The organism is Cupriavidus metallidurans CH34, from assembly GCF_000196015.1.
Classification (GTDB): Bacteria; Pseudomonadota; Gammaproteobacteria; order Burkholderiales; family Burkholderiaceae; genus Cupriavidus; species Cupriavidus metallidurans.
The window spans coordinates 1137109-1154889 of the sequence record NC_007974.2; the positions used below are offsets into that span (position 1 = coordinate 1137109).

General features: G+C 65.2%; 19 protein-coding genes. 5 read left to right on the plus strand and 14 right to left on the minus strand.

From position 1 onward, the window contains the following. Positions 1-31: 31 nt before the first annotated feature. The 7 genes from RMET_RS23330 to RMET_RS23355 form a co-directional block, all read right to left on the minus strand. The gene (locus RMET_RS23330; protein WP_011518988.1) at positions 32-1123 is read right to left on the minus strand and encodes a BatD family protein; all 1092 of its coding nucleotides are present in this window, start codon (positions 1121-1123) and stop codon (positions 32-34) included. Then, complete coding sequence (locus tag RMET_RS23335; RefSeq protein WP_011518989.1) at positions 1120-2715, minus strand: VWA domain-containing protein; 1596 nt, start codon at positions 2713-2715, stop codon at positions 1120-1122. The genes RMET_RS23330 and RMET_RS23335 overlap by 4 nt, the downstream gene beginning before the upstream one ends. After that, a complete protein-coding gene (locus RMET_RS23340; protein ID WP_011518990.1) occupies positions 2712-3716 on the minus strand; it encodes a vWA domain-containing protein in 1005 nt (334 codons plus the stop codon). Before RMET_RS23340 ends, RMET_RS23335 begins: the two co-directional genes overlap by 4 nt. Continuing rightward, positions 3703-4200: a DUF4381 domain-containing protein gene (locus RMET_RS23345; RefSeq protein WP_011518991.1), complete on the minus strand. Its 498-nt coding sequence runs from the start codon at positions 4198-4200 to the stop codon at positions 3703-3705. The genes RMET_RS23340 and RMET_RS23345 overlap by 14 nt, the downstream gene beginning before the upstream one ends. Before the next feature lie 143 nt (positions 4201-4343). Then, the gene (locus RMET_RS34250; RefSeq protein WP_231138569.1) at positions 4344-5183 is read right to left on the minus strand and encodes a tyrosine-type recombinase/integrase; all 840 of its coding nucleotides are present in this window, start codon (positions 5181-5183) and stop codon (positions 4344-4346) included. Positions 5184-5276: 93 nt separating this feature from the next. Then, on the minus strand, positions 5277-5984 hold the full coding sequence (locus RMET_RS34255; protein ID WP_231138570.1) for a phage integrase family protein: 708 nt from the start codon (positions 5982-5984) through the stop codon (positions 5277-5279). Positions 5985-6094: 110 nt separating this feature from the next. After that, on the minus strand, positions 6095-7051 hold the full coding sequence (locus RMET_RS23355) for a SphA family protein (RefSeq protein WP_011518992.1): 957 nt from the start codon (positions 7049-7051) through the stop codon (positions 6095-6097). A 291-nt stretch (positions 7052-7342) separates the two neighbouring features. On the opposite strand from RMET_RS23355, the gene serA reads away from it, so the two are divergent. After that, positions 7343-8548, plus strand: coding sequence for a phosphoglycerate dehydrogenase (gene serA, locus RMET_RS23360; RefSeq protein WP_029309631.1), 1206 nt, complete (start codon positions 7343-7345; stop codon positions 8546-8548). 24 nt (positions 8549-8572) lie between these two features. Here the strand turns inward: serA and soxR are convergent, their stop codons facing one another. After that, positions 8573-9082 carry a redox-sensitive transcriptional activator SoxR gene (gene soxR, locus RMET_RS23365; protein ID WP_011518994.1) on the minus strand — a complete coding sequence of 170 codons (510 nt, stop codon included), beginning with the start codon at positions 9080-9082 and terminating at the stop codon, positions 8573-8575. A gap of 122 nt (positions 9083-9204) precedes the next feature. Between soxR and RMET_RS23370 the strand changes: the two genes are divergently transcribed. Both RMET_RS23370 and RMET_RS23375 read left to right on the plus strand, forming a co-directional pair. Next, on the plus strand, positions 9205-9633 hold the full coding sequence (locus RMET_RS23370; protein ID WP_011518995.1) for a RidA family protein: 429 nt from the start codon (positions 9205-9207) through the stop codon (positions 9631-9633). 102 nt (positions 9634-9735) lie between these two features. Further along, positions 9736-10203 (plus strand): hypothetical protein, encoded by a 468-nt coding sequence (locus RMET_RS23375; protein WP_011518996.1) that lies wholly within the window; start codon positions 9736-9738, stop codon positions 10201-10203. Here the strand turns inward: RMET_RS23375 and RMET_RS23380 are convergent. The 3 genes from RMET_RS23380 to RMET_RS23390 all read right to left on the minus strand — a co-directional run bounded on the left by RMET_RS23380 (position 10192) and on the right by RMET_RS23390 (position 13421). Further along, entirely contained in the window at positions 10192-10749 is a 558-nt protein-coding gene (locus tag RMET_RS23380) for a hypothetical protein (protein WP_011518997.1), read from the minus strand. The two genes, RMET_RS23375 and RMET_RS23380, sit on opposite strands and share 12 nt — an antisense overlap. A gap of 191 nt (positions 10750-10940) precedes the next feature. After that, complete coding sequence (locus tag RMET_RS23385; protein ID WP_035821629.1) at positions 10941-12308, minus strand: MFS transporter; 1368 nt, start codon at positions 12306-12308, stop codon at positions 10941-10943. A gap of 198 nt (positions 12309-12506) precedes the next feature. After that, a complete protein-coding gene (locus RMET_RS23390; protein WP_011518999.1) occupies positions 12507-13421 on the minus strand; it encodes a LysR family transcriptional regulator in 915 nt (304 codons plus the stop codon). 103 nt (positions 13422-13524) lie between these two features. Here RMET_RS23390 and RMET_RS23395 point away from each other — a divergent pair, with 103 nt between their 5' ends. Then, positions 13525-14289: an SDR family oxidoreductase gene (locus RMET_RS23395; protein ID WP_011519000.1), complete on the plus strand. Its 765-nt coding sequence runs from the start codon at positions 13525-13527 to the stop codon at positions 14287-14289. A 34-nt stretch (positions 14290-14323) separates the two neighbouring features. On the opposite strand, the gene RMET_RS23400 is transcribed toward RMET_RS23395, so the two are convergent. From RMET_RS23400 to RMET_RS23410, 3 genes are all read right to left on the minus strand, one after another. Then, positions 14324-14737, minus strand: a complete 414-nt coding sequence (locus RMET_RS23400; RefSeq protein WP_011519001.1) for a hypothetical protein — start codon at positions 14735-14737, stop codon at positions 14324-14326. Positions 14738-14841: 104 nt separating this feature from the next. Then, positions 14842-15396, minus strand: coding sequence for a winged helix-turn-helix transcriptional regulator (locus RMET_RS23405; protein WP_049799842.1), 555 nt, complete (start codon positions 15394-15396; stop codon positions 14842-14844). Between the two features lie 179 nt (positions 15397-15575). Further along, positions 15576-16733 (minus strand): porin, encoded by a 1158-nt coding sequence (locus RMET_RS23410; RefSeq protein ID WP_011519003.1) that lies wholly within the window; start codon positions 16731-16733, stop codon positions 15576-15578. 292 nt (positions 16734-17025) lie between these two features. Here RMET_RS23410 and RMET_RS23415 point away from each other — a divergent pair, with 292 nt between their 5' ends. Beyond that, positions 17026-17769 (plus strand): TetR/AcrR family transcriptional regulator, encoded by a 744-nt coding sequence (locus RMET_RS23415; protein WP_011519004.1) that lies wholly within the window; start codon positions 17026-17028, stop codon positions 17767-17769. The last annotated feature ends 12 nt before the right edge of the window (positions 17770-17781 follow it).

The following is a 17781-nucleotide window of genomic DNA, read 5'->3' on the forward strand; positions in this document are numbered from 1 at the left end:
TTTACAAGATTCTTAATAGCGCTCAGACCGGTTATGGGTTGAGCGGTGGCAGCGGGCCACGCAACTCGCGCCAGGCGGCCTTCCAGGCCTTCCGTTGCGTATGCCACCAGGCCGGCATCCGCCTGCGCAGCCCGAACGCCGCCAGGGCGATCACGGCCAGCCCCACCAATCCAGCGAAGACCCTGCCGTCGAGCCAGGCCGGCCACCAGTCCTCCCCACTGAACGGGTCGCCGGTCGGCGCAAGACCCAGGCCCGCCCCAGCTCGGCCCACTTCCACCGTAATGGCCGGGGCCACAGCCTCGGAAGGCTTGCCGCTGGCGGGGTCATACCATTTCACGGTCACCGCCGGCAGCGTGTGAGTGCCGCTGGACTCGAACACATAGGTCACGCGCTCCACGCGCCGCCCGCCCGGGGTCTCGCCGGCACCGGCCACGCCATCGGATAGCTTCGGATCCGCCCTGAACAGCTTCACCCCGCCTGGCGCCTCGAGCACGGGCGGCTGGATCATCATGGCCGGCGCATTGGGCGCGACGATCGTGATCGTCCGGACCACGGCATCGCCTGCGCGCAGGTGAGCATCCTTGCCCGTGACCGGGCGATCGAACTGTTGCGTGATCTGGAGCGGTCCGGCCGGAAGCGTGCCGACATTTGCCTGCACGCCGGATGCCGCGCCCGGCGCACCACTTCCAACCTGCCCGCCGGCATGAATCACCGTGGGTGGCAACGTGACGCTGCCGGAGAGCGGCTTGCCGTCGCCACCCGCATAGGTAAACGGGATCTCCGGCTGCGGCAGCGTGAAATCGCCGGCGCTTTGCGGAGTCAGTACATAGGTCTTGGTGATCGCCGCATAGCTGACGCCGCCCACCGTCTCGGTCGAGTTGACGGCGCGATCGTCGGGCATCGTGATCACGGCGCCAGCCACCTGAAGCGTCGGGAACACCGGCGCCGACATGAAGAAGTTCGGCGCCAGGATCGTCACCGAAATCTGGACGGACTGCCCAACCACGGCGGGACGCTGGGCACCGTTGCCGCCAACCTCGACGCGAACGATCGGCGCCGGCTCGGCCGCATGGGCCAGTGCCGCCATACAGAACGCGATCAGGGAAAGCAGGCGCGCGATCATGGCTTCCCCTGTTGTCTCTGCAGCGCGAACTTGCGCGCCAGCAGTTCCGTTGGGGACGTCTGAATCGCGCGCATCCACATCTCCGCGTTTTGCTGCGCGAGGCCTTTCTGCATCTTGTCACCGCCGGGAGGGGGCGGTGGCGTCGAGGCGTCGTACTGGATCTGATCAGGCTTGATGTCTGGCGCCTCTTCGTCGTGCTTCTCGTTCTGCTTCTGGCGCTCGATCAACTCCTGCATCAGCGCCAGGTTCCGCTGCGCTGGCGCCCAGCCGGGCCGCTGCTGCAGTACCAGCCGGTACTGCGGGATGGCGTCCTGATACTTGCCCTGCTTCGCCAGCGCGTTACCCAGATTGAAATGCCCGTCCGGACTGCTGATGTGCTCGAACTCGCGCGCGGCCTCGGCAAACTTGCCTGCGCGGTACCACGACACGCCGCGCCACATCGGATCGTCGAATTGCGTCGCGGCCTCCGCGGACTTGCCCTGTTCGAACGCCCGCCGCCCCTGCTGGTCGTGCGTGAGCCAGAGATCGGCCATGCGCCATGCTCGCGGGGCGGTGGTGGATTGCGCCCGCAGATCGGCCTGCGGCGCAGCCAGCACCACGGCCGCGCCGATGCCGACGATCCAGCGGATCGTCCAGCCCTTGCGGAACCACAGCAGCGCCAGCAGCGCGATCGGAATCGTCAGGGGCCAGCCCACGTCGTGCCAGCGCACCGTGTCGGGCGATGCGGCCTGTTCCACGTGCTGCCGCACATGGCGCTGCACCCACGCCACGTCGGCATCGCCATCGGGGGTCAGCGTCGCAACGTCGATGTCCGCCGCACGCAGCGCGTGAAGCGTGGCTGAGTCCAGCCCCGGCGCGGTGCCATCGCGACCGCGCAGCGGACCGCCATCCGCTGTCCCGATGGCCAACACCACTACTTGCGTCCGTGCCGAGCGGGCGTAGGCATGAAGCGGCTCGACCGCCGCAGGCTCCACGCCATCGGTCAGCAACAGGATCGTTCCGGGAACGGTCTCCTTCTTCAGCGCTGCGTCGATGGTCCGCACGGCCAGCACGGTGTCCTTGCCGGGCACCGGCATGATGCGGGTCTGCAGCGCATCGGCGAACGTCTGCAGCAGCGTCGGGTCATCGGTCAGCGGCAGTACCAGATGGGTCGAGCCTGCATACGCATAGATTGCCGTGCGCCCGCCGTCGCGCCGGGCCAGCAATGCCTTGATCTTGAGTTTGGCTCGCTCGAGCCGGGTCGGGGTCACGTCGATGGCGTCCATCGTCGGCGACAGGTCGACGGCAATGACCAGCGGTGCCTTGTCTGACGGAAACGGCGGCCGTTCGCGCTCCCAGGTCGGCCCCGCCAGCGCGATGGCGCCCAATGCCAGCAGCAAGGCCGACAGATGTACCGGGCGCAGCGCGCGCTCGCGGGTCTCTCCAACCACCAGCGCATTGAGCAGATGGGGCGCGATGACACCCCGCCAGCGTCGGCGAATATCGCCACGGCGCCGCACGGCCCAGGGCAGCCAGATCGCCGCCAGCAGCACCAGCAGCCACCAGGGGCGCAGAAAATGGAATTCGGCCAGAGCCTCGAAGTACGCGCTCATGCCGTCGATTCCAACGCAGCCGCCCGCGCCAGCCAGCGCGCGTAGAGCGCCATCGCCAACTGGTAGCACAGCATCAGCAACACGGCGGCGCCAAGCGGCCACATGAACAATTCGCGGCGCGGCTGCCAGGTCAGTGTCTTCTCCCTGTGCGGCGTGACGCGGTCCAGCGTGGCGTAGATGGAGGCCAGGCTGGTTTGGTCAGCGCCAAAGAAGTACCGGCCGCCGGTGGTGCTGGCAATGTGCTTCAGCGCGTCCAGGTCGACCTTCTGCTCGCCGGTCGTGGCTGGGTCCCCGATGCCGACGGTATGGACCACCACGCCGCGCGTCTTCGCGATGTCGGCCGCCTGAGCCGGCGGCATCCGGCTGGCGGTGTCATTGCCGTCGGTCAGCAGAATCATCACCTTCTCCTGCGCGTGACTCTGGTCGAACATCTTGATACCGAGGCCGATGGCGTCACCGAGCGACGTACTGGCCCCGGCCATGCCGGGCACCATATCGGCCAGCAGTTCACGCACCAGTGCGTGGTCGAGCGTGAAAGGGGCCAGCGGATACGGGGCATCGCCAAATACGATCAGCCCGATGCGATCACCGGTCCTGCGCGCCACGAAATCCGCCACCACCTGCCGCACGGCATCGACACGCGGCTCCAGGACGCCCGACGGGGTCTTGAAGTCGCGCGTGTCCATCGACTGCGACAGATCGAGCGCCAGCAGCAGATCGCGCACGGGCTGGGTCCGTTGCAGCGGCGGCTCGAGGTACTGCGGACGGGCCAGCGCGACGACTACCAGCCCCCATGCAATCGGCCCCAGCAGCAACTGGACGAGATTGCGCCGTGGCACGTGCGCCCCGAGCGCGGGCTTCAGGCCAGCGGCACTGGCCACCTCCCCGAAAAACGGCAAGCGGACCGACGCGCTTTCCTCGCGATATGGCGGCAGCCACCACCAGAGCAGCAACGGCAGCGGCAGGAGCGCGAACAGCCAGGGATACTCAAACGTGATCATCGTGCCCATCGTGCCGATAGCCAGCGATCCAGATCCGGCATGCGCCAAGGGTTGCCCGAAGCTGTGCCTCGGGCCACTGGGCCAGGGTAGCCGCGCCGCGATACTCGGCATCGTCGATCAGCGCCGCGAGAGCCGGTACCGCATCGCCCGCGCCACCTGCATGGGTGTGCAGAAAATCGCGCCACGCCGGGCCAGACAGGGCCGCCACGGCGTGCCGGGGCCACTGGACCAATGCCAGCCGCTTGAGCAGCTCGGCCAGCGACAAGAGCAGCGTGGCCTGTTCGGCGCTATCCGCCGTCTGCTGCAAGGCAGTCAATTCCCTGAGCGCCGCCCGGCGGAAACGATTGGCGTACCAGCGTCGCGCGGTCCTCCAGGCCAGCCAGAGCACCCCGGCAAGCAGCACGACGCCAACCATGGCCCAGCCCACCGTCTGCGGCATCCACGACGGCGGCGTTGGCGTGACGATATCGATCAGTTCGTTCACGGCCCCACCCGTGTCATGCGAATGCTCCCTCTCGTGCGGATCGCCCGGAATTGGGGCAGGTTACGCTGAGTCGGGGGCTGACCGAAGTAAGATTTTTCGAGCGCCGGGCTGAACGAAATCGACGAAGGCCGGGTTGCCGGCCATCACGCGGCCAGCACGTACATTGACGTCGTGTCCAGGCTCGCATGACCAAGCTGCTGCTGCACGACCTCGAGCGCAACGCCTCGCGCCACGGCGTGCGCACCCGCCGTGTGCCGCATCCAGTGCGCGCTGGCCTGGGCCAGTTGCGCCGCATCATCCTCGCCCCCCGCCAAGGTGGCGGCCTGGGCGAAGTACCGCTTCCAGATCGCGCCGATCTGCGCGACCGACAGCGCATCACCCTCGTCACCAGTCTTGACGCGGCCAATCAGCGGCGTCGCAGCCGGCAGGCTTTCGAATCCGCGCCCAAGCCCGCGCGCTGCCAGATGCCCACGCAGGGCATCGATCACCGCCTCGGGAAGTGGAATCTGGCGCGGCTTGGGGCCCGGCACCGCAAGCGTCCAGTGCCCGCTCCACGTCAGATGCCCGACTGTAGCCACCGCCTGCTCCGAGATACGCAGCCCCGAGGCATGTGCCAGATGCAGCATGAAGGTCAACCGAGCGGCACGCGGGTCGTCTGCGGGCAGACTCGACACATGACGCAGCAGGAAGCGCCACTGCGGCTCAGTGAAGCTGCGGGCAACCTGGATGCGAGGGGCGTCCCCGCCAGTCGGGAGGGACAACACCTCGAACGGGTTCGCGCGCGCATGGCCTTGCTCGATCAGACATCCATACAGCGTGCTGAGGATCTTTCGTGCGTGACGGATGCTGGCAGGCGAAAGCGGCCCTTCGAAAGGCCGCCAGTCATGGCGATCGCGCGGCGTGCCGCGCCGGCCCACCCACTGGGCGGACGGTTGCGGATCAGCAAGGAACGCGATGTAGGCGGCGCCATCCTCGGCCGTCACCGTCGCCAGGGACTTGCCTCGCGCGTGCAGGGTCCATAGCAGGAACCGCTCGGCCTGCGTCCGGTAGGCGCGCCAGGTGTGCCCGCCTTCCGGCTAATAGCCGCCCAGCCAGCCCTGAATCGCCCTGACATCGGCGCGCGCACCCGGCGCGCGCAGCGACTCGAGCGGCCCCGGCGCCAATACCGCAGCCATCGCGCCGATATGGACGCCCTGCTCCTGCAACCAGCTCTCCACCTGCCGCGCGGTCCGCGCGCCGATGCCGGGTACGCGCCGGTACCAGCTTTGTCCGCCCGCGCCCACGGCAGCCTGCAATGCGCCCAGTGTCTGCCAGCCGGCATCGGCCAGCTTTGCGGCGATGGCCGGGGCGAGCCAGCCACTCACCGCATCGGCTGCAGTGGGGCGCGTCAGCAGCATCGGCTGGAGCGCGTCAAGCGCCCGCAGCAGCCTGCGCTGGCGGGTCTGCCTGGCTGTGACGGATTCCCCGGCCGGTGCATGAATCAGGGCCAGCCACGCCGACTCGGTGAGCATCCGCTCCTGGCCGCTGCCACCGGATCGCGGACGGGTAGCCAGACGCCTGACGCCTCGCGCCAGCGCTTCTTCGATCCAGAGAAGCTGGGAACGGACCAGGCGCAGATCGAGACCGTTGTCCAGATAGCGGTCGGCCAGACGCCCGAGGTCCAGCCCCTGCAGGTACCCACGGTAGAACGCGAAATCATTGGGGCCAAGCGCGCGGCCGGGGGTGACCGGCGGGCGCTGACGCCGGCGTGCCGGCGGGGCAATACGGGGTACGGCTTGAGGCAAGGCGGTAAGACGTAAACGACAAAGGGCGCGATGATACCGCGAGTCGCGGTGCCATCACGCACCCAGTACCTTGCCAGGCGGGCCCCTTCATCCAAGGGCAACCCGCGACCTCAGAACACCAGCGTCGCGCTCCCCATCACCGTCGCCGTGCTGTCCAGACGGTTCTTGCTGGCGACGGTCGGCACCCAGCGCAGGGAGAGGGACAGCGGTGCCTTGCCGCCGAGTTTGGTGTCGTAGGTCACGATCGGGCCCATGGCGAAGTCACGCCCACGGAATCCGTTCAGGCGATCCGCAATCGGACCGCTGTCGTTGCCCAACTGCTGCACGGTGCCCATCACGATGCCAGCGCCCCACTTGCCGAATTTCTTCACGCCCATCACGTCGAGCGTGAACAGCGGCGCATTCTGATAGTCGGTAGCGGTGTTCCGCGTATAGAACTGGAAAGCCCCCACCGCATTGAATTCGAGCCCGTATTCCGGCATCAGATGCGTAAATGCAATCTGCGGCACGAAGGTCCAGTTGTTCAGGCTCGGGTTAGCCAGCGCATTCTTGTCGTACTGGCCCGTGGGTGCCCACACATTGAAGCTCAGCGCCATATGGCTGGTCTTCGAGAAGTGATAGCCCGCGATGATCGGGCTGAAGTACATGTCGTACAGATTGGAGGCCCGATCCGATGTCCCACGCGAGAAATTGCCTATACCGGCAGTTGTATGGACCGACATCCAGACGTAGGGCAGCGTAAAGCTCGAGGCAAAGTTCCACGCCCCTCCGCCGGTATCCCAGACCTTCATCAGCGTGGCCAGCGTGAAGGCGACCTTCGCGTCGAGACCGATCGAGGTCTTGCCGGCGATCGGCACTTCCCGGCCGCCAGTGATCGATCCGTCCATGTAAAGCTGTTGCAAATTTGCAATCCAGACCGGCTCGGACGGGATAACGGCCACATTGGGCGACACACTCGTGCCGGTCACGGGGCGACCCAGTGCGCCTTCCGTGGCGTGACATGCCAGCGGAGCCAGTAGCCCTCCCGCTGCCACGGCAGTCAGGACGGCCGATTGCGCGCGCTTCATTCTTGTTTCCTTTTGACGATGACAATGCGCCCCTCCCGGCGCAGAAGCTGCATCGTCTCAGATTCCTCCCGGGTCCGAATTCAGCTTTCTAATCTCACGAGTTGAATGTTTTCGCTGTCCCGACTCCTCCGGGGGCCCTGAGTCCTGGCGGAATCGCTTTGATCCCCTTGCCCACGTCAACAGCACGGGTAAGCGTCGGTGGTAAGGTGTGCCCATGCGCGTCCCGCATATCGCATATTGCATAGGGACGCCCCGTGCCTTTCCAACTCTCCTGCATTCAGCCCGACCATCATGGCCAGCGCCCTGCTTCTCGAGAACATCCACGCCAGCGCCCAGCAGTTGCTGGGCCGCCACCAGATCGACCTCGCCACCCAGGGCAAGGCCCTGGCCGGCGACGCGCTGCTTGCCGCCGTGCGCGATCACGAACTGCTGGGCATTCGCTCGGCTACCACCCTGACAGCCGAAGCGTTCGCCAAGGCGCAGCGGCTGCTCACGGTCGGCTGCTTCTGCATCGGCACGTCCCAAGTGGACCTGGGCGCGGCTGCCCATGCCGGCATCCCGGTTTTCAATGCGCCGTTTTCGAACACACGTTCCGTGGCCGAGCTGGTCATCGGCCAGGCCATCATGCTGATGCGGCGCATCCCGGAAAAGAGCCGCGCCGCCCACAGCGGCCAATGGCAGAAAACCGCCAAGGGCGCCTTCGAGATCCGGGGCAAGACCATGGCGGTGATCGGCTATGGGAACATCGGCGCGCAGGTCGGCATCCTGGCCGAGGCGATGGGGATGCGCGTGGTGTTCTACGACATCCGCCCCCGCCTGTCGATCGGAGGCGCCATGCCGGTGCACTCGCTCGAAGATGCCCTGTCGCAGGCCGACGTGGTGACGCTGCACGTCCCCGCCACGCCGCAGACACGCAACCTGATGGATGCCAAGGCACTGGCTGCCATGCGACATGGCAGCATCCTGATCAATGCCTCGCGCGGCACCGTGGTGGATATCCCGGCGCTGGCGCAATTGCTGGACAACGGGCAACTGGCCGGCGCGGCCATCGACGTGTTCCCGGAAGAGCCGCGCAGTAACGCCGATCCGTTCGTCTCGCCGCTGCAGGGCAAGCCGAATGTCATCCTGACGCCCCATGTCGGCGGCAGCACCGAGGAAGCGCAGGAGAACATCGGCGTGGAAGTAGCGACCAAGCTGGTCAACTTTCTCGAAACCGGCGCGACCCTGGGCGCGGTGAACCTGCCCCAGATTCAGCCAGCGCCGCAACAGGCTCCAGCCCGCGTGCTCAACATCCACTACAACCGGCCGGGCACGCTGTCGCACTTCAACCAGGCGCTGGCCGAGATCGGCGCGAATATCGTCGCCCAGCAACTGCAGACCGAGGGCGATATTGGCTACGCGATTACCGACATCAGCCTGGTGCCGCCTGCCGGCTGGGCGGAGGCGCTGATGAAGGATGACGCCTTCATTCGCACCCGGGTGATCGTGGCGCCCTGACCGGCGGCTCCATCGCCGCGCTGGTCATCGCGCCTTGCCCGATTTCCGGTGCTCACAGGGCCCGGCCCCGAAATGCGGGCCGGGCCCTTCTTCCGCCAGCGCGTCCTGCGGATTGCGCAACGGACATTCCTTCAGGGACAGACACCCGCATCCGATACAGCCATCGAGCTGATCGCGGAGTTGGGTCAGCGTGCGGATGCGCGCGTCCAGATCCGCGCGCCATACGGCCGAGAGCCGCCGCCAATCCGCAACCGTCGGCGCCTTGTCATCCGGCAGGCGGCTGAACGCTTCGGCAATCACGGACAGCGGCAAGCCCATGCGCTGGGCCACCCGTATGACCGCAAGGCGCCGCAGTATCCCGCGCGGATACCGGCGCTGGTTGCCGGCACTTCGTGTGCTGCAGATCAATCCCTTCGATTCATAGAAATGCAGCGCGGACACCGCGACGCCGCTACGCGCGGCAACTTCACCAACGGTGAGCGGATCGCCGGATCGCAACGGGTGGTCTTCCTGATCTTCGAGGGCGCGTTTCATGGTGGTGGAAAGCTGGTCACGGACGATGCGCCATCGTAGCGTGAAAACTCGCCAACAAACAGCTTGACCTCAAGCGTGCTTGAGGTTTGATACTGGCGCGACTTTCCACTGAGGACCTTGCCATGCTGCTCGAACCGCCCCGCGCTCCCTATCTCCAGTTCATGAATCCTCCCGATCTGTATGATCCCAAGCTCAACGGCTATTCGCATGTGGCTGTGGCGACGCGCCCGGCAAGAATCATTTTCGCGGCCGGGCAAGGCGGGGAAGACATGATCGGCGGCTTGCGTGCCGGCTTCCAGGAGCAGGTGAAACAGGCGCTTGCCAACCTGCGCGTCGCGCTGCAGGCCGGCGGCGCCGACATTCCTGATATCGCAAAGATCACCGTGCTCATCGTCGACCATTCGATGGACCGTCTGGCGATCTTCAGCCGCGCGTGGCAAGCCATGCTCGGTGACTGGCCGGCCCCCGCCTGCACGCTAATCCCGGTGCCGCGACTGGCGCTGGACGGCATGTTGTTCGAGATCGAGGCCACCGCTGTATTGCCGGAGTAAAAGGACCGCCATGAAGAGGACTGCCGGACGCAAGATTCGTACCCCGAGCGAACCGGGCGTGCGTCACCTACAGTAGGTGGAGATGCAACGGAGACGTACGTCATGGAAGCACTGACCACTGCACTGGCGCGGCTCAGCCTCCGTGCCAGGCGGTGCGCGGAATCGTTGGCAGCCGTGGCCGCGGTGGCTACGGAACCTCAGTGGCGTGCCGAGCTGGCGCATCGCGCCAACCTGCAGCATTGCGCGGCCGCGGAACTGGCGGCACGTGCCGGCATCCCTGACGAGGATGCCGACGACCCTCCGGTCAGTCTTCGGGAGATTCCGCCCTTCCTCGCCGGCAAACAGGGTCTGATCGATTTCGCAGCGCAGCAGGCAGCGCGGGCTGCCGCCGCGTACGGCGACTTGCTACGCGAACCACTGGATGACGTAGAGTTGCGCCTGCTGCTGGCGCACTACTATCGTGGCGCAACGGAACTGCAGCGCCTACTCGAACAACGCGCGATGGATGATGTCGAGCGCTCTCATGGCGATGAGCGCGCGGCCCATGCAACGCCTCCGCTACATCGTTAAGGCGCCGGGTGGCGGCAAGGCCGCTGGTTGCAGCGCCGCCTGGGTCTTCGCGGTCAACTCCTGCTGCGGCAAATAGGGACGAATAACCAGCGCCACGTAGTCCTGGTCGTCCGGCGAGACCACCAGATACACCAGCCCCGAGATCACCAGTGCCACCTCGCCGATCTGCTCGGCGATGCGCGCGGCCACGAAGTACTGCAGCAATGTCTGGTCGATGGTCGAGTCGATGGCCTGGGCCGCCGTGGAAATCGTCTGCAGGCATTGCTCGCCGGTCTGGCACACCACAATCACTTCATCGATTGCATAGCCGGTCGGCGCCCCGCGCACCATCACCGAAATTCCCTCGCTGGTCTTGGCCCGATGCCAGCCCGGCTTGGCATGAAAATCCGGCAGGACCATCTTTGCCCCGGCCTCATGGGCAACGGCGTTGAACTGCTGGGCAAAATCGTGGGGACTGATGGCAAGCAACTGCCGTTCGACAGGCGTGGAGGACACGGCCACGGACGCGGCCACGCTCGCGCTGACCAGAATGGCGGCTAGATTCATCGCTACCTCCCTCGCACGCGCGCCAGCAGGAGGCACGGCGCCGCCAGCCGGTCACGATGCACGCCATGTCTGGGCGACAGGCGTTCCTGCCTCTGGCGGGCGGTTGGACGTCCCAGGCGAGACATTGTCCCGATATGTGGTCCCCTTCAGGACCACTATAGGCGGCGGAGACGTCCGGCGATATGCCCCGACTACTTTCTGGCGGTTTGCATCGCGGCGCTATCGGCACTCTGCGGCGTCACCAGCCGCAGCCCACTGGCAACAGCCGCCGCACCCGCGAATCCTGCGCCGAGTGCCAGCGCAAGCGTCGGGCCGTGGCTGTCGGCAATGCTGTACGACAACGCCACCAGCGCAGCGCCCGTGGCCTGACCAAGCAGCCGTGCCGTGGCCACCACTCCGCTGGCGCCGCCGGCACGCTCGCGCGGCGCGCTTGCCATCAGCGCCTTGAGGTTGGGTGACTGGAAGAAGCCAAAACCAGCGCCACAGATCGCCATGCGGATACCGATATTGAGGACGCTGGCGTCAGCCGGCATCAGCGCCAGCGATGCCATGCCCACGGACATGATCGCCAGACCGATACCGCCGAGCAGCCCCGGCGGATAGCGATCCGAAAGGCGGCCCGCGATCGGCGCCATCAGCGCCACCACGGCGGACCACGGCGTGAGCAGGAACCCGGTTTCCACCGGACTGCGACCCAGGACATGCTCGAAATAGAACGGCAACGACACAAAGGCCAGCCCTTGCGCCGCAAACGAGCAGATTGCCGTCAGCGTCGAGAGCGCGAACATCGGCCGCTTGAACAGATCCACCGGCAACATCGGGGCCGGGTGACCACGCTCGCGGCGCAGCAGCAATATGAACGCAATGACGAACACGATGGCAGCGGCCACCACGTATTCGGCCGGCGCGCGCTGGACGCCTTCGCCCAATGCAAAGATCAGTGAGGCAAACGTGATGACGTTAAGAATTGCCGCCACCGGGTCGAAACCATGGTCGCTACGCTTGGTCTTCGGCAGCGACGGATTGGCGATCGCCAGCGCAAGCAGCCCGATCGGCAGGTTCACCGCGAACAGCCACGGCCACGATCCGAACGACAGGATGACCGATGCCACGGTGGGCCCGACCGCGAAGGACACCCCCACCACCAGCGCATTGAGCCCGACACCTCGGCCAAGGCGGTGAATCGGAAAGATGGCGCTGATCAGGGCAGTGTTCACGCTCATGATCGCCGAGGCGCCGATGCCCTGAAGCGCGCGAGCGGCGGCCAGCGATGGCAGCGACCACGCCATCGCGCAGATCACCGACGAGACGATAAACACCACCACGCCGGCGAGATAGATCCGCCGATGGCCAAGAATGCCGCCCAGCGCCGCGAACGGCAGCAGCGTCGCCACCATGGCCAGCTGGTAAGCGTTGATGATCCACACGGAAGCGGCCGGCGTGCTGTTCAGGTCGGCCGCGATATTGGGCAGCGCCGTATTCGCGATCGCCGTGTCGAGCGTGGCCAGCGAGACCGCGATCATGATGGCGGCCATGCCGCGCTTCTCGCGCGCGGTCATCGGGGTGTCGAGGGGCGCGGCGGCGGAGGCTGGCTGGCTGGCGTTGTTCTGCACGGTGTCGAACGGGAGCGAGTGTCGGAAACGGCGATTTCGTTGCAACGTCAACTATCGCCAAGTCGCAACAATACGGGAAAACGCCAAGGTCTGCTGGACTCGCTTCAACGCGCGGTTGACTGATGTCTGGCAAGTATCGCCCGTTCAGTCGACTTCTACGCCGTTCTTTCCACGATGTTTTGCGAACTCCGCCGAAACCCAGTCGAGAAACACTCTCACTCGCTGCGACAACTGACGACTCCGGGGATACAGCAGCGATACCGACATCGTCGGTGGGGGAATTTCCGACAACACGCTGACCAACGTGCCTCGGAGCAAATCCTCCTCGACGTGGTAGCGCGGCACCTGAATCAATCCGAGGCCGAGCCGACATGCCGCCACCAGGCTTTCCGCGCCGCTCACCGACACCGGCGCCGGCAGCATGACCTCGCTGCGTACCCCACCGGTCATGAATTCGAGCGGCAGCAGGCCACCGGTTAGCGTGGAGCGGAATCCGACCATCCTGTGGTTGCCAAGTGACTCGATCGACACTGGACTGCCATGCCGCGCAAGGTACGGGGGAGCGGCGAGCGTGAGTTGCGCCAGTCGGGCCACGCGTCTGGCCACCATTTCGCTGTCCTGCGGTTCGCCAACGCGGAGCACGCAGTCGATGCCCTCCCGGACGAGATCGACCAAACGATCGCCCTCGCTGATTTGCAGCGTAATGCCCGGGTGCTGTGCCAGAAATGCCGGCAAGGCCGGAAACAGGAAGCGGCGCGCGAGTTGCCCTTGCACGTCGACCCGCAGCACGCCTTTAGGTGAAGTGCCCGCGAATGCCGCCTCTGCCTCCTCGAAATCCGCCAGCAGCCGCAGACAGCGCTGGAAATAGGCTTCGCCGTCGAGCGTCGGGCTCACGTGGCGTGTCGTCCGCTGCAGTAATCGCACGCCAAGCCGCGATTCCAGTTGCTTGACCGCGTCGGTCACCGACGACCGTGGCAAGTCCAGGTCCTTGGCCGCAGCGGTGAAACTGCGCCGCTCCACGATTCGCGTGAACACGCGCATGGCGTCGATCCGGTCCATATTGTTCGGATTTTCGAATATTGATGCCGAATTCTGCCTGTTTATCTAGCATGGCGTAAGGTCTATCGTTCCCTCACCGATTCAGTTCATTCGAGGAAATGCCATGACTACAGACCACTCGCAGCCGTCGCAGGGGGAATCACAAAAGGCCGCCATCGTTACCGGCGCATCACGCGGCATCGGCGCCGCCATTTCGGCGCGGCTGGCCCGCGACGGCTTCGCGGTCGTCATCAACTATGCGAACGGCGCGGACACCGCCGGGGATCTGCGTCGCAAGCTCGAAGCAAGTGGCGGCCGGGCCATGACCTTCCAGGCCGATGTCAGCGATGCCAGCGCGGTGGCCCGCATGTTCGATGCAGCCGAGGCAACGTTCGACGGCGTCGACGTTGTCGTCAACAACGCGGGCGTGATGGTGCTCGACACAATTGCAGCGTCTGACGACGCAGCATTCGAGCGCGTGATGAACATCAATCTGAAAGGGGCTTTCCACACCATGCGCGAGGCTGCCCGCCGCCTGCGCCATGGCGGCCGGATCATCAATCTCTCGTCCAGCGTCATTGGTTTGCGCATGGAGCGCTATGGCATCTACGCGGCCTCGAAGGCGGCCGTGGAAGCGATGACCGCCGTATTGAGCAAGGAGATGCGCGGCCGCGCCATTACCGTCAATGCGGTGGCACCCGGGCCGACCGCCACCGACCTGTTCCTCGACGGCAAATCACCTGAAACGATCGAACGGCTCGCGAAGCTCAATCCGCTCGAACGACTGGGCACACCTGAAGATATAGCGGCAGCGGTGGCATTCCTGGCCAGCCCCGATGGAGCCTGGATCAATGGCCAGGTGTTACGCGCGAATGGGGGAATGGTCTAGCGGCCGCGCAGGTGCACAGGTGCGCGGTGCCCGTTCAATAGTACGGGCCGTAGCGCATCTGCACGTCATCGACGTGGTTGGTGCGCAAGTTGAAGAGGCACGTATAGCGGAATGACATGCTCTCCTCGGTGCCATCTGGCTCGAACGTGCCCTCGCCGCTCACGCCGGCTTGCGAGGCGGATTGCTGATAGATCCGCTCGCGGTCCGGCATCATCATCACGCTGCCCGGCTGCGGATATCGATTCTTGACGGCGTTAGCGACCATCTTCTCGCAGGCGTTGCCGGCGGCTTCCATCTGCGCCCGACTGACGCCGCCATAGTTTCCGGCAGGAGGCGCCACGCTTGTGGGCGGCGTGCGTTGTGGCGGGGTGGGAGGAGGCATTGGTGTGCTGGTGCAGGCTGCGAGCAACGCGGCCAGGGCCAGGCACGGATAGGAAAGACGTGGCATCAGGTCGTATCCGGAGTCGGCGGAAAAACCGTCGGAAGACGGGTGCTATGCCTTGGACTCTATGTCAGAAATGCTCTCGGAGCAACCTGGAAGGCACTGGCGCGTCACGCAACCTTGCCGGCTTCCTGCGCCAGAGGGGCTGCCGGGGCTGTCGGAGCCGCCGTTGTCATATGAGAGGTCGCGGACGAAAGCCTCGCGCGCGTGGACTCATCGGCCGCCGGCCCTGCCCTGAGCACATGGCGCCTGCCCATCTGCAGCGGCTCGCCGTTCTCGGTATCCACCAGCATCGGTTCCACCACCTTGCCGGTTTCGCGATCGACGATCTGGACACTGGGCCCTTCCGGCGCGAAGTTGCGATTGCCCCAGGCCAGCAGCGCCAGCAATACCGGGCGGAAATCCCGTCCGCAATCGGTCAGCACGTACTCGTAGCGCGGCGGGCGCTCCGAATACTGGCGCTTTTCCAGCAGGCCTTCCTCGACCAGCCCGTTGAGCCGGCGCGTCAGCATATTCGGTGCGATATCGAGGTTTCGCTGGAACTCGTCGAAGCGCTTCGTGCCATAGAACGCATCGCGCAGAATCAGAATGCTCCACCATTCGCCCACACGCTCGAGGCTGCGGGCGATCGGGCATTGCATATTGCGGAAAGTCTTGCGTTGCATATCGTCCGGACCGTTTGGCGAAAACATGATGATGATACCTACGTTCGGCAACGTCGGACGATCTGGAATGGTGGCGACAGACGCAACGCAACAAACAAAAACGGCGCCGCAACATCCATTGCGGCGCCAGAATACCTGCGCGGAGTGGAGTGCCGCGCAGGCCCTCGCTTTCAGTTGGATCAGAAGATGTGGCGCAGACCCAGTGAAACGCCCAACTGACCGCTGGCATCAGGCGTCTTGTAATAGACCTGCGAGGTCGACGGCAGATACCCCACCGACTGACCGTTCGGCAAATACGAGATGTTGTCCCAGTTCAGCGACGCGTTGCGTGCGTACATCACCGCGAAGAAGACATCCGTGCGTTTGGAAAGGTTGTAGTCGGCCAGCGCCAGGTACTGCTGAGGATTCTTCGGGTTGACGTGCTGCCCAGCGATCGTCGCGTCCTTGATGTCGTCGTAGTAGTACGCCGCGGTCAGGCGCAGCGCGGCCGTGGCGTCCCAGGACACGCCGGCCCAATACATGTTGTCGCGATGCGGCAATAGCGTCGGCGTGCCGGTCGACGGCGCCACCGAGTTGCCCCAGCGATAGCCGGCGACCATCTTCACCAGTCCGAGACGGTAGCTGCCCGCGACCATCGCGCGCATGTCGCGGCCGTAGTCGTTCGAACCCGATGCGCCCGTTGCCTGTGCGGTATTCAACGTCTTGACTTCGTCATAGGCCGCCGCGACACCGAACGGACCAGACTGGTAGGACGCGCCGATACCGTACGCCGAACCGGCCGCGAACGTACCGGTGCGCTCGCCGAACGACCAGTGCGTCATCAGCGAAACCGGCCCGAACGTGCCCTGGTACTGGACCATGTTGTTTTCGCGGAAGTTCGCCCCGGCAATGCCGACCACGGGCTCGAACTCGGGCGCGTACGCCGCCGGCGTGAAGCTACCCATGATCAGGAATGCTGACGTGTACTGGCGGCCAAACGTCAGCTTCCCCCACTGGTTCTGCAGACCCAGGTAAGCCTGACGGCCGAACAGCAGGCCGCCGTTACCCATCTGTCCGTTGTCGGTATTGAACTGGTTCTCCAGCACGAACAGGCTCTGGAGCCCGCCGCCAAGATCCTCGATACCGCGCAGGCCGAAACGCGACTGCGCGATGCCCGACGAGTTCATGAACACGTCCGACCCGCTGCCCGGTGCCAGCACGCCGTTGTTGGTGTTCTGCACGTGGTTGACGTACTGGATGCTCGTCGTCACAACGCCATAGAGCGTCACGGACGATTGTGCCTGCGCCCCTTGCGCAAGCAGGCCGCCGGCGATGGCGGCGAACAGCGTCTTCTTCATGTTTTGGGATCCCCGTCCTCTGGTGTGGTGGCCCATGACTCCGGTTCCTCCGACCCGGTGCCCTGAGGTGCAATCTTGCGATCACGTCACGTCATTTAATCTCTCGTATTAAATTGACAAGGACGAAGGCTAAGGCCATCCGAAGGTTCAGATAGCTAGGACTTTCCCCAACTGGACGGGTATTTGGACGGAATTCGACACCCCGATAGATGTCGGACATCAGATTTTTCCGTATCCTTGCCGGGCTTTCACTCATCCACCGAGAAGCTCAGGGAACGGCAGGACATTTCTGATGAAGCTCAAGCAAGCGCGCACCATCATCGTCGACGAGCACAAGCCGCCTGCGCAAGGCAAGGCTGCCAAGCGTGGCAGCCCTGGTGTGGAAGCGACAGACGACAATGGCGACGGCCTGACCGACACGGCAAGAAGGATCCTCGAGATCGCCGAACGGCTTTTTGCCGAGCAGGGCGTGGAGCAGGTGGCACTACGGCAGATCGTGGTGGAAAGCGGCCAGAAGAACCGCTCCGCCTTGCACTACCACTTCGGGTCACGCGAGGCCCTGGTGAGCCATCTGCTCAACCGCCGTCTGCACGAGATCAACCGGATCCGGAACGGCTATCTCGACGCGCTTGAGCAACGCGGGACGCCCATCGACATTCACGGCGTGGTGGATGCCACGATTCGCCCGCTGGTCGACGTGGTGCTCCAGACGGACTGGGGCACCAACTACCTGCAGGTATTGGCACAGACCACGTTCAGCCCTGGTCTGCTAAGCAAGGGCCTCGTGGATCGGACCGCGATGAGCGCGCTGTACCGCGTGCGGGAGCATATCTACCAGTTGTTTCCGAACGTGCCGCGCGACGTGATGAAACTGCGCATGGTCTGGTTCATCGACACCGTGGTCTACGCGCTGGCCCATTGGGTGCGCGAGCGCGGGAAACGCTCGCGCTCGGAACCGCCGATGGAGGAACTGATTGATTTCTGCGCGGCCGCGATCCAGGGGCCGACGCCCCCCGGTTCCGCCCGAAAGCGCTAGCCGGCCCACAGG